The sequence below is a fragment of the Bradyrhizobium sp. USDA 4461 genome (assembly GCF_054055655.1).
Map to the genome: position 1 here is coordinate 940,591 of NZ_JBSRXM010000001.1, position 25,647 is coordinate 966,237.

Consider the following 25,647-nt stretch of genomic DNA (forward strand, 5'->3'; position numbering starts at 1 on the left):
TCTGCCCTTCGAGGACTTATCGTATGCGCGCGCTCCCGCTCCTGCTGCTCGGTCTTGCCGTCGCCTCGGCCCCTGCTGTCGCCCAGATCAAACTGCAATCGAAGGCGACGCCGGCGGGCGGCCCCGAGACGCGCTATTTCACCTCGATCGATGGCCTGATGGACGGCAATGCCGACGTCGTCCTGAAGGAGACGCGGCTGGGCAAGACCGTGACCGCGGCGGTGCTCGACGTCTGCTATCCCGCCGACAAGGGCTCGGACCGCAAGGACCGCTTCGTCGCCAACCTCACCATCAACGGCCAGACGCTGTCCGGCACCACCCAGAGCGTCGCCGACAAGCAGCCGGTCACCATCAAGCTGAACCGCAAGCAAAACGGCGACGGGTTTGAGTTCCGCGGCCAGATCACGATCGGCCAGACCGTCACCGAGGTCGCCTCGACCGACAATTCGGATCTCAGCGAGAAGGAATTCCAGGATAACCAGGCCACCGAGGACGGCATCACGCCGCAGCCGAAGGATTTCACCGACGTCTCGCCGGAATCGATCGGGGTGCGGGTGAAGCTCGATGCGGCGGCCGATTTCCTCAAGAGCCTGAAGGGCGAGGCCGTCGAGATCGGCACATCGAGCCTGTCGGTGACCTGCGATGCCATGCGTTCCGGCGAGCAGACCATCAACCTCACCGTCGATCCCGAGCACGCCGGCGCGCTGCTCGCCAAGGCGAAGTCGGTGCCCGGCGTGACCGCGGCCGGCTGGACCAGCGGCGTGGTCGAGATGGACCGCACCATCCGCTTTGCCGCTAGCGACTGGACCAGCGGCGACAAGATCAACAAGGACAAGCTGGCAACCGCGATATCAGGCGTGCTGGCGAAGACGCTTGCCGCAAAACCCGCCTCGGCGACCTGGAATGCGAACACCGGCAAGCTCAAGCTGGTGCTGAAGCGGCCCAGCGCGATCTATCCGGCGCTCGGCCTCACCCAGAATTACGAGATCACCGCGCTTGTCTCGCCGGAGAAGCCCGGCAGCTCCGACAAGCTGATCCTGTGGGTCTCGAGCCCGACCGTCTCGACCTCGGACGACAGCGCCGGCGCCAAGCTGAACCTGTCCGACGATTCCAGCAGCGACGAGGAAGGCAGCGAGACCAGGGACGACAACGGCGCGATCGACGCGCTGCTCAAGGAGTTCAAGGGCCAACGCTGGGACGCCGACAAGTCGGTGTGGCACTGAGCCACCCGCTTCCCGATCGCGCGACGACGTTCGCGAAGCGTCGCCAAGCATCAACTCGACCAAGCGGAATTTCGCCTGAATGCTGACAGCACACCCGATCCGGAATCGGGTGGTGCGACACGCGTCTCACATTGCCTAATGCGCGCATCGCCACAGCGCCGGTCGCGATGCCGGCAACGCGCAAATGGAGACGACGAGATGTCAGAGCAAAACAAGAATGTGGTCGGCCGATGGTTCACGGGCTTCTGGGGCAACCCGTGGAATCCGGACATCATCGAGGAGCTCGCGACGCCGGACATTGTGGTGCACTACCCGATGCACGAGCCGAAGAAGGGCCGCGCCGCGGTCACGCAGTTCATCACGGAGTTTCGCGAGGCGTTTCCGGATCTGAATTTCTGGGGCGTCGGCGACCTCGTTGCGGAAGGCGATCTCGTCGTCGGCCGCTGGGAAGGCGGCGGCACTCACACCGGACCCGCCTTCAGCGACTTCCGCCTCGGCTCGCTGCCCGCAGCGTCCGGCCGCAAGATGACGTTCGCCGGCACCACCGTGCTGCGCGTGCGGGACGGGCGGATCGCCGAAGAGCTCGGACAGGAAGACGCGATCACCGCGATGCTGCAACTCGGCCTCATCCGCCTGCCCGAGCAGAGTGGCTACGCGGGTTGAACCGACGCGTCGCCGGCTGAACACACTCCAACGCTGCTGGGCCGGCATTGCATCTCCGGGTGCAGTGCCCGGCCGGAAACGACCGCCGGGTGCGGCACGCACCCGCTGCGGTCAGAGGTGCTTGGTCATGAACAGGCAGAGCGGATCGGGCGCGTAATCGCCGAACGGCGGACAGTCCTGGTAGCCGGCGGCGCGATAGAGCGCGATCGCTTCCGGCTGCCGGATTCCGGTCTCCAGGCTGAGGCGTGCGATCTGCCGGCTGCGCGCAACCGCTTCCAGCGCTTCGAGCAGGCGGCGGCCGAGCCCGGCTCCACGCGCGTCGGCACGCACGAACATCCGCTTCATCTCGGCATGCCCGGGCGCGATGATGCGGAAGGCGATCGGGCCGAGCGCCTCGCCATCGCGCCGCGCGACCAGAAACACCGTGCCGTGGACGGCGAGCGATGCGGCGCCGACGAGGTGGTTGCTGTCGGGCGGGTACAACGCGGCCAGATAGGCATCCGACAACGCGATCAACCGCCGGACCTCGGGCTGCGTCGGGTCTTCGGGGCCGATGCTGACGTCGGGCTTGCGCATTTTGGACACGGTTCGCAGCCGGCTGGCCGGATCGAGGCCAACTGTCGGCCGCCGCCCCGTCCCCGTCAATCTACGGGACCCTGCGACCAAAAGACTTGCTGCTGCCGCAGTTCGGTCACCGAAAATTAAGGCTCGATTTAGTTTCGAGGATCATCCTTTGCGTCACCGAACACAGGTCACGCCATGCAAGACCGCGAGCCGATCAGTCCTGGGAGCATCTGGCCAACGGATGTGACGGAGGGTCATTCGCCGGCGCAGACGGCGGACCTCTGGGACGTCTCAGGCGAAAATCACGACGCCGCCCTGCTGCTGCGGGAGCCGTTCGCCGACCGCATCGGCACCGCGCTGCTGGCAGCCACCGCGCTCGCCGCAGCCTTCGTGCTGGGATGGACCGGGGGCGCCAACTGGCACGACTTCTTCACAACTCCTGCCACGGTCCCGGTAGCCCAGAAGGAAGCGCCCGCCCCGCATCTTGCAGAGGCGCGGCCGAGCCCAAGAACGGAAGGCCGGAGCGAGAGCCCGCGGCGGACGGCATCCAACGCGGATCCATCAGTCACCGGCAGCATTCCCAAATCCGTTGCCAGTCCGCGTCCGCAGGTGCTCGGTGCCGCACCGACGACGCTGAACGCGCAAGCCATGGCGCTGGGGCCGAAGCAGCCCCTGGCAACGGCCCCCGAAACGCGACCGAGCACCATCCCCGGATGGTCGGTGGTCGAGGTCCGCGACGGCACCGCCGTGCTCGAGGGACCGGAAGGCGTCAAGATGGCTGCGCGCGGCGACGTCGTCCCGGGTCTCGGCCGGGTCGATTCCATCGTGCGCTGGGGCAACCGCTGGATCGTCGCCACCGCGAGCGGATTGGTCGCAACGCCCTGAGCGGCGAGGGTGCGCCTCAATTGCTGTTGATCACGTAACGCAGCTGCTTCGCTCCGATGAACGTGACCTGATCACCCTGCCGCCGCCAGCTCGTGATGTCGCTGAGCGCCGCGAGCAGGTCCTTGTCGGCCTGCGCCCGTTCCGGCGTGCAGCTGCGGTTCTCCATCGTGCCGGGAACGAACACGATGGTGTTGCCGGCCACCGAGAACTGGCCCTTGCCACCGTCGCACCACAGCTCGAGGATCACCTCGCCATTGTCGCCGATCTCGATCGAGGGAATCCGCTTGGAGCCCGGCATGCGCGCGGCGTCGAGCGTCATCACGAAGCCGAACGGGAATTCTTCCTGGGCCTGCGCCGGAACCGACGCAAGCGCGGCTGCAACGACCGCCAGCGCGGCCATGCCGCCGTTCAGACTCCGCTTCATCGACATCATGCCATTCCCTGGGATTGCGACGCCGCCCTTCTATGGGACGAGGCCGCGCTTGGCCAGCTGGGCCGCGCGAGAAAAACCGCTTGAAAAGCAAAATCCCCGCGGGCTCTCAACCCGCGGGGATGCTGGTTCGGGCGATGCCTCGCCGCGTTATTTCAGAACCATCGCCGTGAACGGATAGACATAGGCCTGCAGGGTCACGAACACACCGACCAGGCACGCCAGCACGATCGAGTGCAGGAACACGTAGCGCAGGATCGAACCTTCGTGGCCGTACCAGTTGGTCGCGGTGGAGGCGACCACGATCGATTGCGCGTCGATCATCTTGCCCATCACGCCGCCGGATGAGTTCGCCGCCGCCATCAGCACCGGCGGCAGGCCGAGCTGCTCGGACGTGATCTTCTGCAGATTGCCGAACAGCACGTTCGACGCGGTATCCGATCCGGTCAACGCCACGCCGAGCCAACCGAGCAAGGTGCCGAAGAACGGATAGAGCACGCCGGTCGCCGCGAAGGCGAGGCCGAGCGTGGCGTCGACGCCGGACAGCCGGGTCAGCGTGCCGATCGCCAGCATCGCCGAGATCGTGATCAGCGAGATCGCGCAGAGGCGGATGGTGCGGCCATATTCGGCGATCAGCTTGGCAGGCGAGAAGCCCATCAAGAGGCCTGAGATGATCGCGGCGATCAGCATGCCGGTGCCAGTGAACGACAGATAGGTGAAGCTGAACACGGCGCCTTCCGGCGTCGGCTTGGCGGCCACCGGCGGCACCTTGAAGATCAGCTTGTCGAGCTCGGGGACCGCGTAGTTCCAGGTGAAGTTGGCGTTGGCCCAGGCCTTGAAGGCGCCGTTGCCCCAGATCAGCATCAGGATGCAGACGATGATCCACGGCAACAGCGCGCTCCACAATTCGCCCTGGGTCAGCGGCGTCTTGTCGAGCGGCGGAGCGGCCTGCATCGTCGCCGCGGATTCGTCGCGGCCGCGCAGCGCCGGCGACAGCCAGAGCTGCCGCGGCTGCCAGACCTTGAGGAACAGGATCAGCGCACCCATCGAGATCAGCGAGGCGCCGATGTCGACGATCCAGGGATTGATGTAGTTGGAGATCACATATTGCGGGATCGCGAACGATACGCCGGTGACCAGGATCGCCGGCCACACTTCCTTCATGCCGCGCCAGCCCGCGAACGCCCATACCACCCAGAATGGCACGATCAGCGAGAACAGCGGCAGCTGCCGGCCGACCATCGCACCGAGGATATAGGGGTCGAGGCCGGTGACTGAGGCAAGGCCCTGGATCGGCGTGCCCAACGCGCCGAAGGCGACCGGGGCGGTATTGGCGATCAGCGACAGGCCGGAGGCCGCGAGCGGCGAGAAGCCGAGCCCGATCAGCACCGCGCCGGTGATCGCGACCGGGGTGCCGAAGCCCGAGGCGCCCTCGAAGAAGGCGCCGAACGAGAACGCGATCAGGAGCAGCTGCAAGCGGCGGTCCTCGGTGACGCCGCCGACCGCACGCTTGAGCAGCTCGAACTTCCCGCATCTCACCGTGACCTGGTAGAGGAAGATGACGTTGAGCACGATCCAGCCGATCGGAAAGAACCCGGTCACGATGCCGAGGATCGATGCGCGGATCGACATGCCGGCCGGCATCGTGAAGACGAAGATCGTGATCAGATTGGTCACGATCACGGCGATGATGGCCGCGATATGCGCCTTCACCTTGCCGCTGGCGATCAAGACCAGCAGCGTGACCACGGGAACGGCGGCAGCTATGGTCGACAGCCCGGCATTGCCCAGCGGATTGTAGATCTGATTCCAGGTGTTCATCTCGGGTCCTCCCCATGTTCTTATGCAGCGCACCGGCCTCGGTGCCGGCAGGCGCGCTGGTGCGATTGCGGGAGTCCGTCGGAAAACTACAGCCCCGGGTCGCGAATGAACGATCGGTAAGGATCGCTCACATCCTCGCGAAAAATCGAAGGTCCCCCGTCCCTCGCCATTGCCGTCATGCTAGGGTTGACTCGATCGCCGGGACAAGCCAACGCTTGCATGCCAGACCTACGACTTTAGTCGAGGCTAACTCCGATTGTCCCGATTCTTCAGGCCTTTGCGGCCCCTTCCCCGGAGACGATAATCTGTGAACAACATCCGCTCGACACTCGCGACGGTGTGGCGCATCGCCTCGCCCTATTTCAACTCCGAGGACAAATGGGCGGGCCGCATCCTGCTCGGGACGCTGATCGTGATGGAGCTGGTGTCTGTCGGGCTCGACGTCCTGATCAACCAATGGCGCAACCGCTTCTACACCGCGCTTCAGGACAAGGACTGGAGCACGTTCAAACGCGAATTGCTCGTGTTCACCCTGATCGCCACAGCTTCGGTGATACTTCAAATCTATCAGCTGTACCTGAACCAGTGGCTGCAGATCCGCTGGCGCAACTGGATGACCGGCAAATATCTCCGCGAATGGGTCCGCGGCGCCAACCACTATCGCATGCAACTCGTCGGCGATGCCGCCGATAACCCCGACCAGCGCATCACCGACGACGTCAAGCTGTTCGTTGGCCAAACGCTGGCGATCAGCATCGGGCTATTGAACTCGATCGTCTCGCTTGCGTCCTTCGTGGTGATCCTGTGGGGATTGTCGGCGATCCTGCCCGCTGCTGCTGTTCGGCGTCGACGTTTCGATTCCGGGCTACCTGGTCTGGGGCGCGATCATCTACGCCGTGCTCGGGACGATGCTGACGCAGTGGATCGGCTCGCCGCTGGTCAATCTCAACTTCGACCAGCAGCGGCTGGAGGCGGATTTCCGCTTCAACCTGATGCGGGTGCGCGAGAACTCAGAACAGATCGCGCTGCTCAAGGGCGAGGGTGCAGAGCGGGAGCGGCTGTCGGAGCGCTTCAGCCGCGTGATCGGCAACTGGTACGGCATCATGAGCCGGACCAAGCGGCTGACCGCCTTCACAGGCAGCTATGCGCAGGCCTCAGCGGTGTTTCCGTTCGCGTTGGCGGGCCCGGCCTATTTCGCCAGCAAGACGGTCCAGCTTGGCGCTTTGATCCAGATCGCCGAGGCATTCGGCAAGGTGCAGGATGCGCTCTCGTTCTTCGTCACGGCCTACCGCACCTTGGCCGAATGGCGCGCGACCGTCACCCGTCTCGACGGCTTCGAGAACTCGATCAGGGCCGCCGAAAAGCTGGCCGACGATCCCGCCGCGATTCACGAAAAGCCGGCCGCCGGCAGCGAGATCGCCCTGCCGCAGCTTCTGGTCAAGCTGCCGAACGGAACGCCGCTGGTCGCCGCCGAGCATTTCAGCTTCCGCCCCGGCGAGCGGACGCTGGTGACCGGCCCGTCCGGCGCCGGCAAGTCGACGCTGTTCCGCGCGGTGGCCGGCATCTGGCCGTTCGGCAGCGGCGCGGTCGAGATCCCGGCCGATGCCAAACTGATGATGCTGCCGCAACGTCCCTATCTGCCGATCGGCTCGCTGCATGACGCCGTCGTCTATCCGGGCGAGGCTCCGCAATTCGACGCGGGACGGGTCCGCGACGTCCTCACCGCGGTCGGACTGCCGCAGCTCGCAGCGCGGCTCGAGGAGCAGGCGCACTGGAATCGGATGCTGTCGCTCGGCGAGCAACAGCGGCTCGGCATCGCGCGGGCGCTGCTGCATGCGCCGCAATTCCTGTTCCTGGACGAGGCTACGGCCTCGCTCGACGAGCCGTCGGAAGCCGCACTCTACAAGCTGATCGCCGAGAAGCTGCCCGATACCACGGTGGTTTCGATTGGCCACCGCTCGACGCTCGACGCCTTCCACCAGCGCAACGTCGCGTTGGTCCGCGACGGCGATCGCTTCGCCCTGCGTGACACGGTCAAGGTGGCGGCGTCGTAGCGCGTCGTGAGATTGAATCAAACTGACCACGGGCGCGGTTCACCTCTCCCTTGGGAGAGGTGATTTGCCCTGGTGATGCGAAGCATCATCCAGCGCAAATCGGGTGAGGGGCGACGGTCTATCGAGAGAGCGAGAGCCCTCACCCGGCGCTTCGCGCCGACCTCTCCCCGGCGGGAAGGTGAGACCTGAGCCGCGGCCCTGACCCACCAAAAACAAAAAGGGCGGCAGATTGCTCTGCCGCCCTCTCGATCTCCGGAAGGAGAGATTACTTCAGGTTGGACATCGCGGTCAGGTCGACCGAGAGCTTGGCGATACCCGCCGCGCCGCACCAGTTGGAGCCCGTGCCGCCCGGATTGATCGGGGTGACGTTGGTGGTGCCGCCGGCGGTGAAGTCGCTGGTGAAGGCGCTGCAATTGCCCTTCGACAGGTCGGTGTCGGAATAGCGCAGATCGAGCGTGAACACCTTGTAGGTGAAGCCGATGCCGATGTTCCAGGTGTTGTAGTCGGCATACTTGATGCCGTTCGGGAATGCCGGGACGCCGTAGAAGCTGTCGGAGGTGCCGAGCCACTGCCGGCCGAACTCACCCGACACATACATGCCGACGCCGCTGGTGCCGAACACAGTGCTGGGCGCGGTATACTTGCCGATGATCGACGAGTAGTTGCCCCAGGCGCCGGTGTTGAGGAAGTTCGGCGAGTAGTACTCGTTGATGGTGAACGCCCAGTTGTCGTTGATGGTCCAGGTCGCCTTGCCGTAGACTTCGAAGAACGAAACGTCCTTCTTCATGACGTTTCCGTTCGTCAGGAAGTTGGTGGCGCACTGGTTGCTGAGCGGATTGCCGGCGGTGTCGGTGGGCGCGCCGAAGTAGCAGGTTCCACCCGGATACAGGTAACCCCAGACACCGATGTCGAAGGCGAAGGCGCCGAAGGTCGGGCGGATACCGCCGTAGACGTCGACTTCGGCGGCGGCGCGGTTGGCGAAGGAGATGCTTTCGGTCGAGGTACCGATGTAGAGCTGCAGGTCCTTGTTGACGTTGTAGCGCGGCTCGAAATAGGCGGTGACCGACGGATTGTGGTTCGACTGGGTGACGCCGCGGAAGATGTAGTCGCTCATGATGCCGGCGCCGAAGGCGATATCCCAGGGATCGAAGGGAGCGGGCGGCGGCGCCTTGACGGCCTTCACCGCCATGTCAGCTGCCATTGCCGTGCTCGAAATCATTGCTAGCGCCGTTGCTAACAAAGCCAGTTTCTTCATGACGATCCCCATCTACTGTTCCAGACAGCCCAGCTCCGGTGCCCCCAGGGCGCGCGATAACGGACTGCAACTAAATCGCGTGTCGCCAATCTGAGGCCCGTGCACGGGACCGTGAAGCCAAAAAGACATGCAGCTGCCGACTTTTTAGGCGTTCCGGCTGTTTCGCCGCACGTTGGTCCGTAGGTGTTGCATTTGCACCACAAGGTTGATGCTCCCGCTCCGGTTGAGGAGCCCCCTGACGTGGGGACAAGGCAACAGCCCCACCGGATCTGACAGCGTTTGGGACGAATCGCCGTGCCCGCAAAAGCACGGGCGGAATCCCGGGCATGGAAAAAGCCGCAGCGGCGTCCGCTGCGGCTTCGATCGGTTTGAACCGGTCCGGGATCGAACCAGGTTCGGTTAGTGGTGCTCGCCCTCGGAGGTGCCCCAGCTCGGGGCAGGTTCGTGGCTCGGCGTCGCCCAGCTCGAGGCCGGCTGCGGGGCAGGCTCGGGCGCCGGGGGAGCTGCGACGGGGGCGGCCGGCTTCGGCGCGGCGGCCTTCTTCGGAGCGCTCTTCTTGGCAGCCTTCTTCGCGACCTTCTTGGCAGCGGCCTTCTTCGGAGCAGCTTTCTTTGCGGTTTTCTTGGCGGCTTTCTTGGCTGCCTTCTTGGCAGTCTTCTTCGCCGATTTCTTTGCAGTCTTCTTGGCCGACTTCTTCGCGGACTTCTTCTTCGCCGCTACTGCCTTCTTGGCCTTTTTGGCCTTCTTGCTTTTCTTCGCCTTCTTCGACTTCGCCATCGTGGTCCTCCTGTTGCCGCTATGTGGTCCACCGGGCGCATTGAAGTGATCGCTTGCCGGACCGCAGCCGCACCTCGGGGAGAGGCACACTCCGCTACGCTTGTCGGGCATGATGGCCGCGCGATCGCTTCGCGTCTGTGGCTGAGGAAGCGCCGGTCCTTCAGATTGCGTCAGACAAATTGCGTCAGGGCAAGGCTGAGGTCCGGATCATGCTCGAGTGGCAGTCGATCAATTCAATCCTGGCCGGGGACCTCCTGTCGCCCAATCGAGAAGCTCAATCGTGTGCACCACAGGAACTGACGTACCGCCGGCAATCTGAACCATGCAGCCAATATTGCCCGCAGCGATCATGTCCGGTTTGACAAGCGCAATATTGGCGACCTTGCGATCGCGCAATCTGCTCGCAATGTCGGGCTGGAGAATGTTGTAGGTCCCCGCCGAACCGCAACACAAATGGCTCTCGGGTACATCTTTCACCACGAATCCATTCTTGGAAAGCAATTCTTTCGGAAGTTGAGTGATTTTCTGTCCATGCTGCAACGAACAAGCCGAGTGATAGGCGACGGTGATGTCGCCTTTCTGCGTTGAAGGCACGAGCTCGAGGCCCGCGAGATACTCGGTGATATCCTTGGCCAGCGCCGAGATTCGCCTGGCCGGCTCCGCGAATGTTTTGTCCTCGCGCAGCAGGTAGCCGTAGTCTTTGACAACTGTCCCACAGCCCGAGGTCGTCACCAGAATCGCGTCGAGCCCTTCGGTGTCCGCTTCCCTTTGCCACACCGTGACGTTGGCCCGCGCGCGCGCCAATGCGTCGTCGTCTTGCCCCATGTGATGGGTCAACGCGCCGCAGCATTGCTCGTCCTTGACCAGCACCACCTCGACGCCATGCCGGGTCAGCACGCTGATCGCGGCCTGATTGATGCGTGGCGCCAGCACCTGTTGCGCGCAGCCCTGCAGCAGCGCAACCCGGCCCCGACGCCGGCCGATCGGCGCAAACACGGTTCCGGCAGACGGCCCCGGCTGCGGCAGGCCGTGCGGCGCGAGCGCCAGCATCGCCTTGATCCGCCGCAGCAGACCCGGGTTCGACGCACCGACCGACGGCGTCGGCAGCAGGGCTGCGAACGGACGGGCAAGCCTCGCCAGAATCATGCTGATCCGGAACATGCCCGGCCGCGGCAACACGAAGGCGAGCACCGAGCGCAGCAGCCGCTCCGTCAGCGGCCGCTGATAGTCCCGCTCGATCCTGACCCGGGCCTGGTCGACGAGGTGCATGTAGTTCACGCCCGACGGACAGGTGGTCATGCAGGCGAGGCACGACAGGCAGCGGTCGATATGCTTGACCACCTCAGGTGTCGGCGGCTGGTCCTTTTCCAGCATCTCCTTGATCAGGTAGATGCGGCCGCGCGGGCTATCCAGCTCGTCGCCGAGCAGGACATAGGTCGGGCAGGTCGCGGTGCAGAAACCGCAATGCACGCAGGCGCGCAGGATCTTGTCGGCTTCCTTGATGTCGGGATCGGCAAGCTGCGCCAGGGAGAATTCAGTCTTCATGCAGCCCTGCCTCGCGTCATCCGGCCGCGGTTGAGGATCGACCTCGGATCGAAACTCGCCCTGATGCGTTCGCCGAGCGCGGCAAGCCCGGCCGCCTGCGGCTGGAACACATCGACCGCACGGCGCACATCCTCGGTGGCGCGGATCAGGCTGGCGTGCCCGCCGGTCGCGGCGACCTGGCCCCGGACCAGCGCGGCCTGCGCGTCGGCGCTCGGCGGCACGGCAGCCCAGATCAGGCCGCCCCCCCAATCGTAGATCACCTCGCCGCCGGTCGAGCGCGCCAGCCCCTCTCCGAGCGCGCCGCCGATGGCCGGCGGGCAAACGATGCGCCACACCGGCCAGGCGCCGAGCGCGCCGCTCGCCGCGAACGGCGCCACGTCGCGCAGCGCGCTCCAGATCGAAACCGAGGTCTCGTCGGCGAGGACGTCGACCGCCCCGTAGGACGAGAGCGCCTGCGTGAGCGAAGCCGCCCGGTGCGCCGCCGACGCCGCAATCCCCTCGAGCCGCACCAGCGTGACGGCCTGGCCGGCAACTGCGAGGACCGCGAGCGCGCCGGTTCCGGAGCGCAGCACTGAGCCGGGCAGATGCGCCGCGCCGGAGACGTCGAAGGGCGACCCCAGCGCCGTCGTCATCGCCTTGTTGGCGGTGACGTCGTCGAGCGAGCGCAGCAGCAGCGTCCGCTCGGCTTCCGGCTTCGGCATCACCTTCAGCGTCACCTCGGTCATGACCGCGAGCGTGCCCCAGGAACCGGTGAGCAGCTTGCAGAGATCATAGCCGGTGACGTTCTTCACCACCCGCCCACCGGTCTTGAAACTGTCGCCGAACCCGGACACCGCGTGCGCCCCGAGCAGATGGTCCCTGATCCCACCGGCCTTGATGCGGCGCGGACCCGCAAGGCCGGCACCGATCATGCCGCCGATCGTGCCGGCTCCCGCGCTGCCCAGCAGCGCGGACGTGTCCATCGGCTCGAAGGCGAATTGCTGGTTCTTGGCGTCGATCAGGGATTGCACGTCGGCGAGCGGCGCGCCGGCCCCGACGGTGATGATCAGTTCGTTCGGCTCATAGGCGGTGACCGCGTTCAGCACGGAGACGTCGAGCACCGCATTGGTCGCCATCGGATGGCCGATGGCGCGCTTCGATCCATGTCCGATGACCTCGAGCGGCTGCTCGCTGGCGACAGCCGCGCGCACCACCTCTTCGACGTCCTTGCCGTCTCTGACCCTAAGCGTTTCCACGCGCTAGGCGGTATCGAAATTTGACTCCAAAATCAAATGCGCGTGCCGAGCAGGCCTCTGAATGCGACGAGTGATCGCGACGGGACGGCAGGGTAACTGCCTTCCGCCGCGGAACGGCCGCCGAGCCGGCCCCGCCCGGAACGTCCCGCCAGCTCAGGAATTCGCCGCGCCTGACGTCTCCACCTTGGCGATGCCGGAACTGAACGGCTCGAGCCGGGCTTGGCCGGCGGTTGCGGTATCGGCGTGCCCCCCTCTCCTGCCGCGACACTTCGGTCATCGTCGAACTCTTTTCACGACATCGACAATTCGACCGTCACCGAACCGGGTTCGCCGAGCGATCCCCTATCTCTCGGGTTGCGGCCCCGGCAAGCCGGTTGGCGCGGATCAACTGGAGGCGATCATGAAACGTTCGCAAGTCACCACCACGGCGATGATGCCTACCCGACGATCGGCCATCGGCTGGTTCGCCGCGATCATGGCGATCGCCGGCATTTCGCCGTGGGCCGGATCGCAAGCTCGACCGGAGCAAAGCAACGGAGGACTGCCAATGAAGCACTATGCGATGAGCACACGAACCATCAGCGATGCAATCAACACCGCCGGCCTCTTGGTGGTGGCGCAATGGGAAGCCAAGGAGGGAGAGGCCGACAAGGTCGCGGCAATTCTCGACGGCTTCCTGCCCGAGGCGCAGAAAGACCCCGGCACCAAGCTGTTCCTGATCGGCCGCGGCAAGGACAACCCGGCGCAATTCCTGTTCTACGAATTGTTCCAGGACGAGGCGGCATTCAAGGCGCATGCGGAGAGCGCCTACTTCAAGACCTACATTGCCGAACAAGCATTGCCGCTGCTCGCCAAGCGCGAGCGGACGCAATACGCGCTGCTGTGACCCACGGCGCCGCGGGAGGGCTTGTGACGCATGTCCTCCCCTGCGGTGCAATGTCAGACCGGCGCGCGGCTGCTGCCGAGCGTCGGATCCAACTCGGGCGATTTGCGCCAGAAGGTTGCGATCGAAATCCGGGAGAGCACCGCCGCCTCGATCTGTTCGACCTGCGCCCTGAGCCGAAGCGCAGGCTTCTCGACGAGATGCCAGGACACGAACGCGACGCCGAGGGCAATCGGCAGGCTGATCAGGATGTTCAGATACCAATGCTGAACCGGAGCACCCACCGCAGCAACGCACTGCTGGACGACGACTCCGTAGAGATACATCCCGTACGAGTAGTCGCCGGACACGATCCAGCTTCGCCGCGGATTCATGAGCCCGAGATAGCACGCGACATAGGCGGTGGGCCCAACAATGAACGCATCGGTGTATCCAGTGGCCATCCCGGCCGCGCACAGCGTCAACGCGAACAGGAACGCGGTGCGGTTGAACGGGACCTTGTCGCGCCAGAGATAGAAGCCGACACCCGTAAGGAAGCAGAACACGAGAAGCGACGGACGAAGATGAAGATATTGTAGGTCCGAATGGTAGATATCGTGGTAGGCGAAACCGATCTGGGCGAGCACCAGAAACACCAGATAAAGTACCCTGTTGAAGCAGATCGTGGTCACGGCGAGCAGTGCCAGGATCACGTAGCACCACAGCTCGTACGGAATCGTCCAAAGCTGCGCATTCACCGCAAAAGGTACCGGATTGCGCAGGAAGACGCCCGGAAGCTCATAGTGGATGTCGCCGATGATATTGTGAAAATAGGCATAAAACTTCGGGTCGGCGACATACTGCGCGAGCGGAAGCACAGTGAAGATCGGGCCGATGATGATAGCCGAGAGTATCGTCTCGACTGCAAGTGCGGGCAAAATGCGAAGCACGCGCAGGCCGAGAAATGAAATCAGGCTCTTGCACCTCAGCAAACTCGCAGTCACCAGAAACCCGCTCAAGGCGAAGAAGAGCGCAAGGACCATTGCGGACCCGATGCGGATATGTCCCAGGATCTCCATCGCCCGCTCGGTGCCAAAGACGACGTTCGCGCTGTGCAGGCAGATGATGGTGGCCGCCAGCGCGATGCGCAGATAGTCGAAGCCCGCGGGCCGACAGCGCGAAAGAGCTAACTGATCGGCCAGACTGAACACAGGTTGCATTGCGCTTCCAAAACAACTAATCCATTAGCAACTATCCAGAAACAAGCTAACAAGGTATAAACGCAAAGCGTGCAGATGCGGACGAGCGCAATCCAAGTGATGCGTCACCGGATTAGCATCAAGCAATAGTTAGGAGTTACCGGCCGGAAGGACGATCGGTCGAACTGGATTGATCGGCCCGGGCTGGACGACAGCCTCTCGTTCGGCCTGGTCGTGCGATTTGCGCCAGAAGCCGACGATCGAAATCCGCGACAGCGCCACGGTCTCGAATATCTCGACCCGGCCACGAAGCCGAAGCGCATGCTTCTCGACGAGATGCCAGGACGCCACCGCAACACCGAAGGCGAGCGGTAGGCTGATCAGGACGTTCAGATACCAGTGCTGCACCGGCGGGCCGAACGCGGCGACGCATTGTTGGATGACGAAGCCGTAGAGATAGAGCCCGTAGGAGTAATCGCCCGACGAGACGATCCAGCTCCGCCGCGGGTTCATCACGCCGAAATAGCAGGCGATATAGGCGGCCGGCACCGGCGCCAGCGCGTCGCCGCGTCCGGTCGCCAAGGCGGCGGCGCACAGCACCAGCGCGAACAGGCACAAGGTCCGGTGGACCGGCACCTTGTCGCGCCAGAGGTAGAACCCGACGCCGGCAAGGAAGCAGAACACCAGAAGATGCGGGCGAAGCTGGATCGGCACCTCGTCCCAGCGCGCGATGTCGTAGCCGACCAGAGCGATCTGGGCGCTCACCATGAACGCGAGATACGCCACCCGGTTGAAGCAGATCGTGGTGACCGCAAGCAGCGCCAGGATGACGTAGCACCATAATTCGTACGGCACGGTCCAGAGCTGGGAATTCACCAGCTCCGGCAGCGGATTGTGCAGGAACAGGCCCGGCAGCTCGTAATGGATGTCGCCGACGATATTGAGGAAATAGGCGTGGAATTTCGGATCGGCGAAATAGTGCGCCAACGGCAGTTCGGTGAACGCCGGACCGATGATGATGGCCGACAGCGTGGTCTCGACCGCGAGTGCGGGGGCGATCCGCAGCAGGCGCAGGCCGAGGAACGAAATCAGGCTCTTGCACCGGAGCAGGCTCGCCGTCACCAGGAAGCCGCTCAGCGCAAAGAACAGCGCGAGGATCATCGCGACGCCGATTCGAAGTGTGCTCTGGATTTCCAGCGCCCGGCCGAGCCCGAGCGTCACGTTGGTGCTGTGCAGGCCGATGATCGACACCGCCAGCACGATCCGCATGTAATCGAAGCCCGCGGGCCGATTGCGCGCAAGCGCCAGCCGATCGGCCATGCTGGGCATCGAGGTGTCGCCGAAGACATGCATATCCGGAAAATACCGAGCAACAGTTGAAGGCCATGTAAACGGGTTCGCGCTGCTATTGCGCAGCATGCGGCGGCGGCCGCTTGGCCAATGGCGCCGCAACCATCGGTTAAGGTTATCGGCTGGCTAGCACGATCGGTCGAATTGTAACGACCGGCCTCGACGTCTGCAGGGAGATCCACCGTGAAAATCAGGCTGACAGCCGTCGCGCTGCTCGCGACGATCGCGGCAGGACAGGCGCGTGCCGCCGTGCTCACCGACGCCGAGGCGGCGTTCCTCGAGCAGCTGGCGACCGCGGCCGCGGTGCTCGAACAACGATGCACCGGCTATGAGGCCGATGGTGCCGGGGGCGTTCAACTCGGCGCCAGACTGCTCGGCAGCCCCAACGCCGCGATGGCCATGATCAATGCCTTCGACGCCGCCATCAAGGCCCACGACGGCAATGACTACGATCCGCGCCAATTCCGCTCCGAAGTATCCGCAGCGGCCGGCAAGACGTTCAAGCAAGTCCGAGCGGAGCTGATCGCAGACCCCGACAGGGCCTGTGCTGCATATGGCGATGCGAGCGCCGCGAGCGGACTGCTACGGCGGTACTAAAACCGCGGGATATCGGGAAACGCCAGCTTGCCGGCGTGGACATGGACGCGGCCGAGCTCGGCGCAGCGATGGAGCGTCGGAAACACCTTGCCGGGGTTGAGCAGGCCTTGCGCATCGAAGGCGCACTTCAGCCGCTGCTGCTGGTTGAGGTCGATCTCGGTGAACATTTCCGGCATCAAATCGCGCTTCTCGATGCCGACGCCATGCTCGCCGGTGAGCACGCCGCCGAGCTCGACGCAGCAGCGCAGGATGTCGGCGCCAAACGCCTCCGCCTTCTCGATCTCGCCGGGCTTGTTGGCATCATAGAGGATCAACGGGTGCAGATTGCCGTCCCCGGCGTGGAACACATTGGCGACGCCGAGGCCGTATTGCTCCGAGAGCTCGCGGATCCGCGCCAGCGCCTTCGGCAACGCGCCGCGCGGGATGGTGCCGTCCATGCAGAGATAATCCGGCGAGATGCGCCCGACCGCGGGGAAAGCCGCCTTGCGGCCGGCCCAGAACAGGTTGCGCTCGGCTTCCGAGGTCGAGATCTGGCATGAGGTCGAGCCGCAGCCCTGCGCGATCGCCTCGACCCGCTTGATCAGCTCGTCGACCTCGACCTGGGGACCGTCGAGCTCGATGATCAGAAGCGCCTCGACGTCGAGCGGATAGCCTGCATGGACGAAGGCCTCCGCGGCGTGGATCGCGGGCTTGTCCATCATCTCCATGCCGCCGGGGATGATGCCGGCACCGATGATCGCGGCCACGCATTCGCCGGCCGCCTCTACCTCGGCGAAGCCGACCATCAGCGCGCGCGCCGTCTCCGGCTTCTGCAGGATGCGCACCGTGATCTCGGTGATGACGCCGAGCAGCCCCTCCGAGCCGGTGATGATCCCCATCACATCGTAACCTGCATTCTCGGCCGATTTGCCGCCGATGCGCAGGATCTCGCCGCTCATCAGCACGATCTCGCAGCCGAGCACGTTGTTGGTGGTCATGCCGTATTTCAGGCAATGCACGCCGCCGGAATTCTCCGCGACATTGCCACCGATCGAGCAGGCGATCTGCGACGACGGATCGGGCGCGTAATAGAAGCCGGCATGGGCGACCGCCTGGCTGATCGCCAGATTCGTCACGCCCGGCTCGGTGACAACCACACGGTTATCGAAGTCAATTTCGCGGATCCGCTTGAACTTGCCGAGGCCCAGCAGCACGGCATCCGCAAGCGGCAGCGCCCCGCCGGACAGCGAGGTGCCGGAGCCGCGCGGCACCACCTTGATGCCTTGCTGCTGGCAATATTTCAGGACCTTCGCCACCTGCTCGGTGGTATCGGGCAACACCACGACCATCGGTGGCTGCCGATAGGCGGTCAGACCGTCGGATTCATAGGCCAGCATCTCGGCGGCGCTGTCGATCACGCCCTCGCCCGAGACGATTGCGCGCAGGGCGGCCACGATTTCGGCGCGGCGTGCAAGCACGGCCTGATCGGCCGCCGGCATCATGATGGACATCAATGTTCCCTCGGAGGGCTTTTGCCCTTTGCCGATTTGTTACGACAAATCAATCAGGTCTGCACCTGTTTCAGTCGGCCCGGCCGAAGGTCGGATTGCCCCACCCGGCAAGGACGAGTTCTCTCTGGGGCAAGCGGGCGGTCATGAAACCTGTCAAAGTTTCGTGGCTTGTCCTGTCCAAGTCGGACATGCCACAAACCAGACACTACCTCCCGGGACGAAACGAAGAGAACCCCATGAACCTAAAGACCTTGAGCGCGCTGGCGGTCGTCGCATCGCTGGCCACCGCATCCTCCGCGCTGGCGCAGGATGCCGCTGCCGGCAAGACCTCGTTCAACAAGTGCCTCGCCTGCCATGCGATCGGCGAAGGCGCCAAGAACAAGGTCGGCCCCGAGCTCAACGGCCTCGACGGCCGCCACTCCGGTACCGCGCCGGACTACAATTATTCGGATGCCAACAAGAACTCCGGCATCACCTGGAACAAGGAAACCTTCCTCGAATACATCAAGGATCCCAAGGCCAAGATCCCCGGCACCAAGATGGCCTTCGCCGGCATCAAGAACGAGACTGAGGCCAACAACCTGTGGGCTTACGTGTCGTCGTTCGACAAGGACGGCAAGCAGAAGCAGTAATCGGCGGTATCGGACGTCGTCCGCCCTGCGCAGATGGCAGGGCGGACGTGTTACCGCATCAGCGATCAGCGCGGCAACAGATTGGTCTTGGCGAGGTCGACCACCTCGTCGCCGCGGCCGCTCATCACGGCGCGCAGCACCCACAGGCTGAAGCCCTTCACCTGGTCGAGCGTAATGGTCGGCGGCATCGACAGTTCCTGGGTCGCGGTCACGACGTCGAGCACCGCCGGTCCGTCATGCGCGAGCACGTCGCGGATCGCGCCTTCGAGTTCGCCGGGATCCTGGACCCTGACGCCGTGAATGCCCATGGCGCGGGCCATCGCCGCGAAATCCGGATTCTTCAGATCGACCCCGGTCTCGATGAAGCCGGCGGCCTTCATCTCCAGCGCGACGAAGCCGAGCACGCTATTGTTGAAGATCACGACCTTCACCGGCAGCCTGGCCTGGGTCAGCGTGATCAGATCTCCCATCAACATGGCAAAGCCGCCGTCGCCGGACATCGAGATCACCTGCCGTCCCGGCTGCGCCGCCTGCGCGCCGATCGCATGCGCCATCGCATTGGCCATTGAGCCGTGGACCCAGGAGCCGACCAGCCGCCGGCGGCCGTTCATTTTCAGATAACGCGCGGCCCAGATCGTCGGCGTGCCGACATCGGCGGTGAACACGGCATCTTCCGTCGCCTGCTCGCTGAGTAGCCGTGCCAGATATTGCGGATGGATCGGGCTCGAGCCCGGCTTGCCGCGGGCGAGATCGTCGAGCCCGGCGCGGGCGTCCTTGTAATGCGCGATGCTGGCGTCGAGAAACTTGCGCTCGGTCTTCACCGTCAGCTTCGGCAACAGCGCGGCGATGGTCTCGCCGACGTCGCCGACGAGGCCGAGATCGAGCTTGCAGCGGCGACCGAGATTTTCAGGGCGGATATCGATCTGGGCGATGTTGATGCCGGTCGGGAAGAACTGCTTGTAGGGGAAATCGGTGCCCAGCATCAGCAGCACGTCGCAGCCATGCATCGCGGCGTAGCCGGAGGAGAAGCCGATGAAGCCGGTCATGCCGACATCATAGGGATTGTCGTATTCGACATATTCCTTGCCGCCGAGCGCGTGCACGATCGGGCTCTTCAGAGTCTCGGCGAGCTTGATCAGACCGTCATGCGCGCCGGCGCAGCCACGGCCGCAGAACAGCGTGACGCGCCTGGCGCCATTGAGCAGCGCGGCCAGCGCGTTCAGTTCGGCATCGGCCGGCCGCACCACCGGCGCCGGCGGCAAGAGCCCGGCATTCGGCGAGATGTCGCGCTTCGGCGCCGTCCGCATCGCGACGTCGCCCGGCAGCACCAGCACCGCGACGCCGCGCTTGCCGACCGCTGAGCGGATCGCGTTCTCCAGCATGTAGGGCAGCTGCGCCGGATCCGACACCAGTTCGCAATAATGGCTGCATTCCCGGAACAGATCCTGCGGATGGGTCTCCTGGAAATAGCCGCCGCCGATTTCGGCCGACGGAATTTGGGCTGCGATCGCCAGCACCGGCGTGCGGCTGCGGTGCGCGTCGAACAGGCCGTTGATGAGGTGCAGATTGCCCGGGCCGCAGGAACCTGCGCAGACCGCCAAGTCTCCGGTGATCTGGGATTCGGCAGCCGCAGCGAACGCCGCGACCTCCTCATGGCGCACATGCAGCCAATCGATCGTGCCGCGCCTGCGCAATGCCTCGGTCAGGCCATTGAGGCTGTCGCCGACGACACCGTAGATGCGTTTCGCGCCGGCCTGGGCAAGGGTTTCGGCGATGAGGTCGGCGATGTTGTCGATCCGCATGGGAGGCGTCCTTTGATGAAATCGGAGAACCGCGCGCCCATATGATGTTTGGCGCCACCTGATGGCGCAAGCCTTGCCGGATCACATTCGCGCGGCTCGAAGACGGCTGACCGCTATTGCGCCGTCACCATCTGCGGCGTCATCCGCTCGGCCATCGCCTCGATCTCGGATGCCACCAGATCGGGCGCGGCGTACTGCACCATGTGGCCGACATCGGGCAGCACGATCAGCCCAGCGTTCGGCGCGGTGGCAGCGAGCGGCCGGGAATGGATGCCGGTCGAGACCGTCTTGTCGACGTCGCCGGAGATGATCGTGACCGGCATCTTGAGCTCCGCGTAGCGCGGGGCCTGTTCGACGACGGCGGCCTTCAAGGTGACCAGATCGCGCGCGTTGGCGGTGAACTCGCGCGGGCGCAGCAAGAGCAATGTCGCGCTGTCGCTGATGAAATCGACCGGCATCGGCTGCGGCGCGAATACGCCGCGCGCACCCGAATCGACAACGAGACAGCCCAGCGGCAGCGTGATCGTGTGCGCAAGCAACGGGCCGATCAGCGGCGTCGAGATCACGTCATTATAGCGGCCGGCGCCGCCGCGCCACGGATAGGCGACGGGGGCGAGCAGCACGAGGCCCGCGACGCGGTCCGGATGATCGAGCGCGATGCGCAGGGCGAGCGCACCGGCCCAGGAATGCGCCACCACGATCGCCCTGCTGACGCCGATCTTGGTCAGCGCCTCCACGATCATGCGGCCCTGGATCGCGGGCGTCGAATCCGCGACGCGGTTGCGCGTGCTCCAGCCATGGCCCGGCCGGTCGATCAGGATCACCCGACGCGTCTTGGCGATCTGGACGCCGAGCGGCTGCATCGCACGGAGGTTGGAGCTTGCGCCATGCAGCATCACGATCGGCGGCTCCGCGGCATCGCGCGGCCCGAGCTCGACCACATGCAGCCGCGCGCCGGACACCTCGATGATGCGGCCGTGTGGCGGAAAGGCGCGCTGGATCAGCTGAACGCCGAGCTGTGTCGCCAGCGCCAGCCCGGCCACCGCCAGCACGACGATCAAAGCGAGCATCAAGACGATCCGAATGGGCTTGCGCACCGCGGAGCTACGGCGGAGATGCGCGTCGGTTTCAATGCTAGCGCGCTTTGCGGCGCGAAGTCCAACAGCGCGCGAAGTTCGCGCTTACGAGACGGGCTTCTCCCGACGTCGCGGCGGCCGCGGTGGGGGCGGCGGAGGCGTCGTCGGTTGCAACGTCACAATCACCGGATTGGGCTTGTGATCGAGCGCCGCCCCGGTCGCTGCGTCGACGCCCATGCCGACGACGCCACCCAGCAGCAGATTGCCGGCGAACCCGGCGCCGCCGGATCCGCTGATGTCCTTGGTCAGGGGAATGATCTGCGATTGATAGCCGTCCTTGCTGATCGTCACGACGATGTCGGCGTTGCGCTTGGCCTGGATCGCGCACGGCGTGACGCAGGCGGTCGGTATATCCAATCCTGCGATATCAGCTGTCGCGCCTGCCGGTGTCGATGCAATGGAAATGGTTTCAGTGGTGCCGCGCGTCACGGACGCGCAGCCGCCCAATGCGACGCAAAGCGTCGCAGCAACAATCGATTTCATAAAAATGTCTTCCCCAGCCGGCTGCGTTGTGTCGCAACTTGTGGACGAGGGCAATCAACCTTTAGCCTAATGATAAGGTTCAGCCGGGCTTAGAACGCACTTGTCCACAATGCGCTTGGCCTGTGGATAGCGGGTTCAACCCTGCGTCATTAGTAATTCCATCGTTTGCTGGTGGCAATTTCGCCATCAGTCGCGCGGCTTCATCGAAACCTGCGACGCGACCGGAACAGGCCTTGGCTTTTGCACGGAATTCACAGGAACCCGGCGTCCGCACGTCGAGTTCAACGGGAAGACGAGTTCAACGGGAAGTAATCGGAGGAGTACCATGATTTCCGACCCTAGCGATGCGGCCATCGACCAGATCGTGGCGAGCTGTAACGGCGACCTGCGCGGCGCCCTGAAAGCCCTGTTGCTCGTGAACGAGCACCTGGAGGCGGAGCTTCAGCAATTCTATGCTGCCATCGCCCAGGACAGCGCGTCCCGCGGCAAGCTCCTGCACTAGTCTCCTCGCCGGGCCGTACCGCGAGCAAGCTCGCGAGCCGCGTGCCCCCTCGCGGCAATTCGACCGCGATCGCGATCAATCGCATGCAATCAGATGTCGCGGCCCTCGACCTTCTCGGTCAGTTGCTTGACGATCTGTGGCACCTTCTCGAGGTAGGGATCGACCGCCAGCGCCTTGCGGAAGGCGTCCAGTGCCCGCTTGTCGTCACCCATGTCCTGCATGATCATGCCGACGCCCGCCAGCGCGCCGAAATGGCGGGGCTCACGGGTCAACACCTGCTGTAGATCTCCCAGAGAACGAACGTAGTCGTTCTTGAGGTAGTAGATCGTCGCGCGCCGGTTCCAGGCCTCGACATAGTCGGGCCGGAGCTTGATCACGGCATCCAGCAGCTTCAGCGCGACATCGATATTCTGGGCGTCGAGCGCGGCCTTGGCCCGTACCATCAACAGCGCCGCGGTATCGCTCGGGGTTTGCAGCCACAGCGCCCAGATCCGCGCCTCGACATGGCGGGCGCTGTCCTCGTCGGGTGCCGCCTTCAGCGCGCCGAACAGGAAATCCAGCCCACGGGTGCGGTCGGCCGGTACCTTCGGCAGCTTGGTCGGAGCTTCCGGCAGTTTCTTCTGCGCTTTCGGCGGCGGGACCACCCGCGGATCGTCCTGCGCGGCGGCCGCGACAGGCAAGGTCAAAACAGGTCCGGCCAGAAGGGCTGCGATCAGGATCGCGAACCGGCGGTGGGGAAGCCCGAGGAAATATCCCATGGCCGAAGTCTAGACGCACAAAGCCGCACTGCAAAGCAGCGCGGCGTCAAAGACCTGTGAAGGATGGATCGGGATCAGCCGCCGATCCGCGCGCAATCAGCCCTGGCGCGCCTTGAAGCGGCGCTGGACCTTGTTGATCACGTAGACGCGGCCCTTGCGACGGACCAGACGGTTGTTGCGATGGCGGCCGCGCAGCGACTTCAGCGAGTTACGGACCTTCATGGGACAATCCTGTTACTTCGAAAGGCCCGTGTTGGAGGCCGTACCTGATCGATGCCAATAGCTGGCAAAATGGGATTTATCCCGACAAGCGGCCTGCCGCCCGGGACGGCCGGGTTCTAAGCCATCGGACCGCTAAATGTCAACCGAGACGGGCCCACTTTCAGGCCTGTCCGAGCCTGGAACCTGCACGGATCGCCCGACCACGCCCTTGAGATCGCTTCGGAAATGGCGACCGCGGCAATGATCCAGACCAATGCCCCGCCAGACGGTCACGCTGGATGACGGTATTCACCGGCAGCGAATCGTCCCGCGGCCTTTGTGTCAGGCCCCATCCGCCGTCCAATCGGGACTTGCCGACCGAATTCGGCTCAGGCCGCGCTCGCGCCGTCGGCGCCAGAGCGCTTGCGCAGATCGTTATATAGTATAATTATTTTCCATCACCAACAAACACGCCGCGCGGGGAAGCCGAATGCCCAAGCTCAAACTGCCCGACATTGAAAAAGTCACAGCGATCGACATCCACACCCATGCCGAGGAGCCGTGCGGCATGCATGGCGACGACGGCTATGACGACTTCCAGGTGCAGATGGCTGATTACTTCAAATCGCCGCACAAGCATCCGCCGACCGTGCCGGAGACCGCGGCCTACTACCGCTCCAAGAACATCGCCGCGGTGATCTTCCCGGTCGATGCCGAACGCGAAACCGGTTTCCGCCGCTACAACAATCACGAGATGCTCGAAGTCGCCTCCGATCATCTCGACGTGCTGATTCCGTTCGTCTCGATCGACCCGCACAAGGGCAAGCTCGGCGTCCGCGAGGCGCGCAGGCTGATCGAGGACTACGGCGTCCGCGGCTTCAAATTCCATCCGACCATGCAGGGCTTCTATGCCAACGACCGCATGGCCTATCCGCTCTATGAGGCGATCAATGACGGCGGCGCGATAGCGCTGTTCCACACCGGCCAGACCGGCGTCGGCTCGGGCATGCCCGGCGGCATGGGGATGCGGCTGAAATATTCCAACCCGATGTACATGGACGACGTCGCGGCGGATTTTCCCGACCTCAAGATCATCCTCGCGCATCCCTCCTTCCCCTGGCAGGAAGAGGCGCTGTCGGTCGCGACCCACAAGCCGAACGTCTATATCGACCTGTCCGGCTGGTCGCCGAAATATTTCCCGCCGATCCTGGTGCGCTACATCAACTCGATCCTGCAGGACAAGATGCTGTTCGGCTCCGACTGGCCTGTCATCACGCCGGACCGCTGGCTTGCCGACTTCGCCAAGCTAGACATCCGCGAGGAGATCCGCCCCAAGGTGCTGAAGGCCAACGCGCGCAAGATTTTGGGTATATAAGGCGGTCTCTGCACCGCCCTCGGCGTCCCGATCGCGCGGCGGTCGGGACGAAGGGGAATGACAATGACCATCAAGGCAATCGTCTTCGATGCCTATGGCACGCTCTATGACATCCAGTCGGTGGCCGAAATCACCGAAGATGCGTTCCCCGGTTATGGCGACATCATCACCCAGGTCTGGCGCATCAAGCAGCTCGAATATTCCTGGCTGCGCACGCTGATGCGGCGCTACCAGGATTTCGCCGCCGTCACCCGCGCCTCCCTCGCCTACACGCTGCGCAGCCTTGGCCTGCAATATGACGAAGCGACCTTCGCTCGCATCATCGACAAGTATCAGCACCTCGCGTTGTATCCGGATGCCGTCGCCGCGCTCGAGGCGATGAAGGACAAGAAGCTCGCGATCCTCTCCAACGGCAGCCCTGACATGCTGAATGCGCTGGTGCGCAATTCGGGGCTCGACCGGCTGCTCGATGCGACCATCAGCGTCGACGCGCACAAGGTGTTCAAGCCGGCGCCCGAAGCCTACACGCTGATCGAGGAGGTATTGAAGGTGCCGCCGGCGGAGGTGCTGTTCATTTCCTCCAATCCGTGGGACGCCTGTGGCGCCAAGGCGTTTGGCCTCACCGTCGCCTGGATCGAACGGGTGACGCCGGAGGCGATGGCGCTGGCCTGCGTCGAAAGCGAGACGATCGCCCCATTGACGATGTTCAAGGCGCTGCGTACCCAGATGGATGAGCTCGGCGTCGTGCCCGATCACCGGATCCACGGTCTTGCCGAGCTTCCCGCGTTGGTATCTGCAAGGTCCTGAA

24 protein-coding genes and 1 pseudogene are annotated in these 25,647 nt (G+C 64.4%); 10 read left to right on the forward strand and 15 right to left on the reverse strand.

Annotated elements, in window-relative coordinates:
- The first annotated feature begins 23 nt into the window (after positions 1-23).
- Positions 24-1,223 carry a hypothetical protein gene (locus ACVINW_RS04495; protein WP_456750190.1) on the forward strand — a complete coding sequence of 400 codons (1,200 nt, stop codon included), beginning with the start codon at positions 24-26 and terminating at the stop codon, positions 1,221-1,223.
- Between the two features lie 198 nt (positions 1,224-1,421).
- Positions 1,422-1,886, forward strand: coding sequence for an ester cyclase (locus tag ACVINW_RS04500; RefSeq protein WP_456750191.1), 465 nt, complete (start codon positions 1,422-1,424; stop codon positions 1,884-1,886).
- Positions 1,887-1,997: 111 nt separating this feature from the next.
- Here ACVINW_RS04500 and ACVINW_RS04505 read toward each other — a convergent pair whose 3' ends face one another.
- Positions 1,998-2,462: a GNAT family N-acetyltransferase gene (locus ACVINW_RS04505; RefSeq protein ID WP_456756297.1), complete on the reverse strand. Its 465-nt coding sequence runs from the start codon at positions 2,460-2,462 to the stop codon at positions 1,998-2,000.
- A 231-nt stretch (positions 2,463-2,693) separates the two neighbouring features.
- Here ACVINW_RS04505 and ACVINW_RS04510 point away from each other — a divergent pair, with 231 nt between their 5' ends.
- Positions 2,694-3,335 (forward strand): hypothetical protein, encoded by a 642-nt coding sequence (locus tag ACVINW_RS04510; RefSeq protein WP_456750192.1) that lies wholly within the window; start codon positions 2,694-2,696, stop codon positions 3,333-3,335.
- Between the two features lie 16 nt (positions 3,336-3,351).
- Here ACVINW_RS04510 and ACVINW_RS04515 read toward each other — a convergent pair whose 3' ends face one another.
- Together ACVINW_RS04515 and ACVINW_RS04520 are read right to left on the reverse strand one after the other, a co-directional pair.
- Positions 3,352-3,768: an META domain-containing protein gene (locus ACVINW_RS04515; protein WP_456750193.1), complete on the reverse strand. Its 417-nt coding sequence runs from the start codon at positions 3,766-3,768 to the stop codon at positions 3,352-3,354.
- A 147-nt stretch (positions 3,769-3,915) separates the two neighbouring features.
- Positions 3,916-5,586, reverse strand: coding sequence for an L-lactate permease (locus ACVINW_RS04520; RefSeq protein WP_456750194.1), 1,671 nt, complete (start codon positions 5,584-5,586; stop codon positions 3,916-3,918).
- A gap of 307 nt (positions 5,587-5,893) precedes the next feature.
- Between ACVINW_RS04520 and ACVINW_RS04525 the strand changes: the two are divergent.
- Positions 5,894-7,640 (forward strand): annotated as a pseudogene (locus ACVINW_RS04525) (ABC transporter ATP-binding protein/permease).
- Positions 7,641-7,905: 265 nt separating this feature from the next.
- Here ACVINW_RS04525 and ACVINW_RS04530 read toward each other — a convergent pair.
- The 4 genes from ACVINW_RS04530 to ACVINW_RS04545 all read right to left on the reverse strand — a co-directional run bounded on the left by ACVINW_RS04530 (position 7,906) and on the right by ACVINW_RS04545 (position 12,452).
- Complete coding sequence (locus tag ACVINW_RS04530) at positions 7,906-8,895, reverse strand: TorF family putative porin (protein ID WP_456750195.1); 990 nt, start codon at positions 8,893-8,895, stop codon at positions 7,906-7,908.
- A gap of 399 nt (positions 8,896-9,294) precedes the next feature.
- Positions 9,295-9,672 carry a histone gene (locus ACVINW_RS04535; RefSeq protein WP_456750196.1) on the reverse strand — a complete coding sequence of 126 codons (378 nt, stop codon included), beginning with the start codon at positions 9,670-9,672 and terminating at the stop codon, positions 9,295-9,297.
- Between the two features lie 228 nt (positions 9,673-9,900).
- Positions 9,901-11,217 (reverse strand): glycolate oxidase subunit GlcF, encoded by a 1,317-nt coding sequence (glcF, locus tag ACVINW_RS04540; RefSeq protein ID WP_456750197.1) that lies wholly within the window; start codon positions 11,215-11,217, stop codon positions 9,901-9,903.
- Positions 11,214-12,452, reverse strand: a complete 1,239-nt coding sequence (locus ACVINW_RS04545; protein ID WP_456750198.1) for an FAD-binding protein — start codon at positions 12,450-12,452, stop codon at positions 11,214-11,216. Before ACVINW_RS04545 ends, glcF begins: the two co-directional genes overlap by 4 nt.
- 400 nt (positions 12,453-12,852) lie before the next feature.
- Between ACVINW_RS04545 and ACVINW_RS04550 the strand changes: the two genes are divergently transcribed.
- Positions 12,853-13,338: a putative quinol monooxygenase gene (locus ACVINW_RS04550; RefSeq protein WP_456750199.1), complete on the forward strand. Its 486-nt coding sequence runs from the start codon at positions 12,853-12,855 to the stop codon at positions 13,336-13,338.
- Positions 13,339-13,391: 53 nt separating this feature from the next.
- Here ACVINW_RS04550 and ACVINW_RS04555 read toward each other — a convergent pair whose 3' ends face one another.
- Both ACVINW_RS04555 and ACVINW_RS04560 read right to left on the reverse strand, forming a co-directional pair.
- Positions 13,392-14,534 (reverse strand): acyltransferase family protein, encoded by a 1,143-nt coding sequence (locus ACVINW_RS04555; RefSeq protein ID WP_456750200.1) that lies wholly within the window; start codon positions 14,532-14,534, stop codon positions 13,392-13,394.
- Positions 14,535-14,663: 129 nt separating this feature from the next.
- Entirely contained in the window at positions 14,664-15,833 is a 1,170-nt protein-coding gene (locus ACVINW_RS04560; protein ID WP_456750201.1) for an acyltransferase family protein, read from the reverse strand.
- A 213-nt stretch (positions 15,834-16,046) separates the two neighbouring features.
- Between ACVINW_RS04560 and ACVINW_RS04565 the strand changes: the two genes are divergently transcribed.
- Positions 16,047-16,460, forward strand: coding sequence for a hypothetical protein (locus ACVINW_RS04565; protein ID WP_456750202.1), 414 nt, complete (start codon positions 16,047-16,049; stop codon positions 16,458-16,460).
- On the opposite strand, the gene ACVINW_RS04570 is transcribed toward ACVINW_RS04565, so the two are convergent.
- On the reverse strand, positions 16,457-17,950 hold the full coding sequence (locus ACVINW_RS04570; RefSeq protein ID WP_456750203.1) for an FAD-linked oxidase C-terminal domain-containing protein: 1,494 nt from the start codon (positions 17,948-17,950) through the stop codon (positions 16,457-16,459). The two genes, ACVINW_RS04565 and ACVINW_RS04570, sit on opposite strands and share 4 nt — an antisense overlap.
- 236 nt (positions 17,951-18,186) lie before the next feature.
- Here ACVINW_RS04570 and cycA point away from each other — a divergent pair, with 236 nt between their 5' ends.
- The gene (gene cycA / locus ACVINW_RS04575) at positions 18,187-18,582 is read left to right on the forward strand and encodes a cytochrome c-550 CycA (protein WP_456750204.1); all 396 of its coding nucleotides are present in this window, start codon (positions 18,187-18,189) and stop codon (positions 18,580-18,582) included.
- A gap of 65 nt (positions 18,583-18,647) precedes the next feature.
- Here the strand turns inward: cycA and poxB are convergent, their stop codons facing one another.
- The 3 genes from poxB to ACVINW_RS04590 all read right to left on the reverse strand — a co-directional run bounded on the left by poxB (position 18,648) and on the right by ACVINW_RS04590 (position 22,003).
- Positions 18,648-20,384 carry a ubiquinone-dependent pyruvate dehydrogenase gene (gene poxB, locus ACVINW_RS04580; RefSeq protein WP_456750205.1) on the reverse strand — a complete coding sequence of 579 codons (1,737 nt, stop codon included), beginning with the start codon at positions 20,382-20,384 and terminating at the stop codon, positions 18,648-18,650.
- 113 nt (positions 20,385-20,497) lie between these two features.
- Complete coding sequence (locus tag ACVINW_RS04585; protein ID WP_456750206.1) at positions 20,498-21,454, reverse strand: alpha/beta fold hydrolase; 957 nt, start codon at positions 21,452-21,454, stop codon at positions 20,498-20,500.
- Between the two features lie 111 nt (positions 21,455-21,565).
- Complete coding sequence (locus tag ACVINW_RS04590; protein WP_456750207.1) at positions 21,566-22,003, reverse strand: translation initiation factor 2; 438 nt, start codon at positions 22,001-22,003, stop codon at positions 21,566-21,568.
- 325 nt (positions 22,004-22,328) lie between these two features.
- Here ACVINW_RS04590 and ACVINW_RS04595 point away from each other — a divergent pair, with 325 nt between their 5' ends.
- Positions 22,329-22,505, forward strand: coding sequence for a hypothetical protein (locus tag ACVINW_RS04595; RefSeq protein WP_456750208.1), 177 nt, complete (start codon positions 22,329-22,331; stop codon positions 22,503-22,505).
- Between the two features lie 89 nt (positions 22,506-22,594).
- Here the strand turns inward: ACVINW_RS04595 and ACVINW_RS04600 are convergent, their stop codons facing one another.
- Both ACVINW_RS04600 and ykgO read right to left on the reverse strand, forming a co-directional pair.
- Positions 22,595-23,263 carry a tetratricopeptide repeat protein gene (locus ACVINW_RS04600; protein ID WP_456750209.1) on the reverse strand — a complete coding sequence of 223 codons (669 nt, stop codon included), beginning with the start codon at positions 23,261-23,263 and terminating at the stop codon, positions 22,595-22,597.
- A gap of 96 nt (positions 23,264-23,359) precedes the next feature.
- A complete protein-coding gene (gene ykgO, locus ACVINW_RS04605; RefSeq protein WP_002718645.1) occupies positions 23,360-23,485 on the reverse strand; it encodes a type B 50S ribosomal protein L36 in 126 nt (41 codons plus the stop codon).
- 469 nt (positions 23,486-23,954) lie between these two features.
- On the opposite strand from ykgO, the gene ACVINW_RS04610 reads away from it, so the two are divergent.
- Positions 23,955-24,839, forward strand: a complete 885-nt coding sequence (locus ACVINW_RS04610) for an amidohydrolase family protein (RefSeq protein ID WP_456750210.1) — start codon at positions 23,955-23,957, stop codon at positions 24,837-24,839.
- Positions 24,840-24,902: 63 nt separating this feature from the next.
- Positions 24,903-25,646: a haloacid dehalogenase type II gene (locus ACVINW_RS04615; protein ID WP_456750211.1), complete on the forward strand. Its 744-nt coding sequence runs from the start codon at positions 24,903-24,905 to the stop codon at positions 25,644-25,646.
- Position 25,647 lies beyond the last annotated feature (1 nt).

Coding starts and splice junctions, on each gene's coding strand:
- ACVINW_RS04495 (WP_456750190.1), top strand. CDS start 24: ATGCGCGCGCTCCCGCTCCTGCTGCTCGGTCTTGCCGTCGCCTCGGCC.
- ACVINW_RS04500 (WP_456750191.1), top strand. CDS start 1,422: ATGTCAGAGCAAAACAAGAATGTGGTCGGCCGATGGTTCACGGGCTTC.
- ACVINW_RS04505 (WP_456756297.1), bottom strand. CDS start 2,462: ATGCGCAAGCCCGACGTCAGCATCGGCCCCGAAGACCCGACGCAGCCC.
- ACVINW_RS04515 (WP_456750193.1), bottom strand. CDS start 3,768: ATGATGTCGATGAAGCGGAGTCTGAACGGCGGCATGGCCGCGCTGGCG.
- ACVINW_RS04520 (WP_456750194.1), bottom strand. CDS start 5,586: ATGAACACCTGGAATCAGATCTACAATCCGCTGGGCAATGCCGGGCTG.
- ACVINW_RS04530 (WP_456750195.1), bottom strand. CDS start 8,895: ATGAAGAAACTGGCTTTGTTAGCAACGGCGCTAGCAATGATTTCGAGC.
- ACVINW_RS04535 (WP_456750196.1), bottom strand. CDS start 9,672: ATGGCGAAGTCGAAGAAGGCGAAGAAAAGCAAGAAGGCCAAAAAGGCC.
- glcF (WP_456750197.1), bottom strand. CDS start 11,217: ATGAAGACTGAATTCTCCCTGGCGCAGCTTGCCGATCCCGACATCAAG.
- ACVINW_RS04550 (WP_456750199.1), top strand. CDS start 12,853: ATGAAACGTTCGCAAGTCACCACCACGGCGATGATGCCTACCCGACGA.
- ACVINW_RS04555 (WP_456750200.1), bottom strand. CDS start 14,534: ATGCAACCTGTGTTCAGTCTGGCCGATCAGTTAGCTCTTTCGCGCTGT.
- ACVINW_RS04560 (WP_456750201.1), bottom strand. CDS start 15,833: ATGGCCGATCGGCTGGCGCTTGCGCGCAATCGGCCCGCGGGCTTCGAT.
- ACVINW_RS04570 (WP_456750203.1), bottom strand. CDS start 17,950: ATGTCCATCATGATGCCGGCGGCCGATCAGGCCGTGCTTGCACGCCGC.
- cycA (WP_456750204.1), top strand. CDS start 18,187: ATGAACCTAAAGACCTTGAGCGCGCTGGCGGTCGTCGCATCGCTGGCC.
- poxB (WP_456750205.1), bottom strand. CDS start 20,384: ATGCGGATCGACAACATCGCCGACCTCATCGCCGAAACCCTTGCCCAG.
- ACVINW_RS04585 (WP_456750206.1), bottom strand. CDS start 21,454: ATGCTCGCTTTGATCGTCGTGCTGGCGGTGGCCGGGCTGGCGCTGGCG.
- ACVINW_RS04590 (WP_456750207.1), bottom strand. CDS start 22,003: ATGAAATCGATTGTTGCTGCGACGCTTTGCGTCGCATTGGGCGGCTGC.
- ACVINW_RS04595 (WP_456750208.1), top strand. CDS start 22,329: ATGATTTCCGACCCTAGCGATGCGGCCATCGACCAGATCGTGGCGAGC.
- ACVINW_RS04600 (WP_456750209.1), bottom strand. CDS start 23,263: ATGGGATATTTCCTCGGGCTTCCCCACCGCCGGTTCGCGATCCTGATC.
- ykgO (WP_002718645.1), bottom strand. CDS start 23,485: ATGAAGGTCCGTAACTCGCTGAAGTCGCTGCGCGGCCGCCATCGCAAC.
- ACVINW_RS04610 (WP_456750210.1), top strand. CDS start 23,955: ATGCCCAAGCTCAAACTGCCCGACATTGAAAAAGTCACAGCGATCGAC.
- ACVINW_RS04615 (WP_456750211.1), top strand. CDS start 24,903: ATGACCATCAAGGCAATCGTCTTCGATGCCTATGGCACGCTCTATGAC.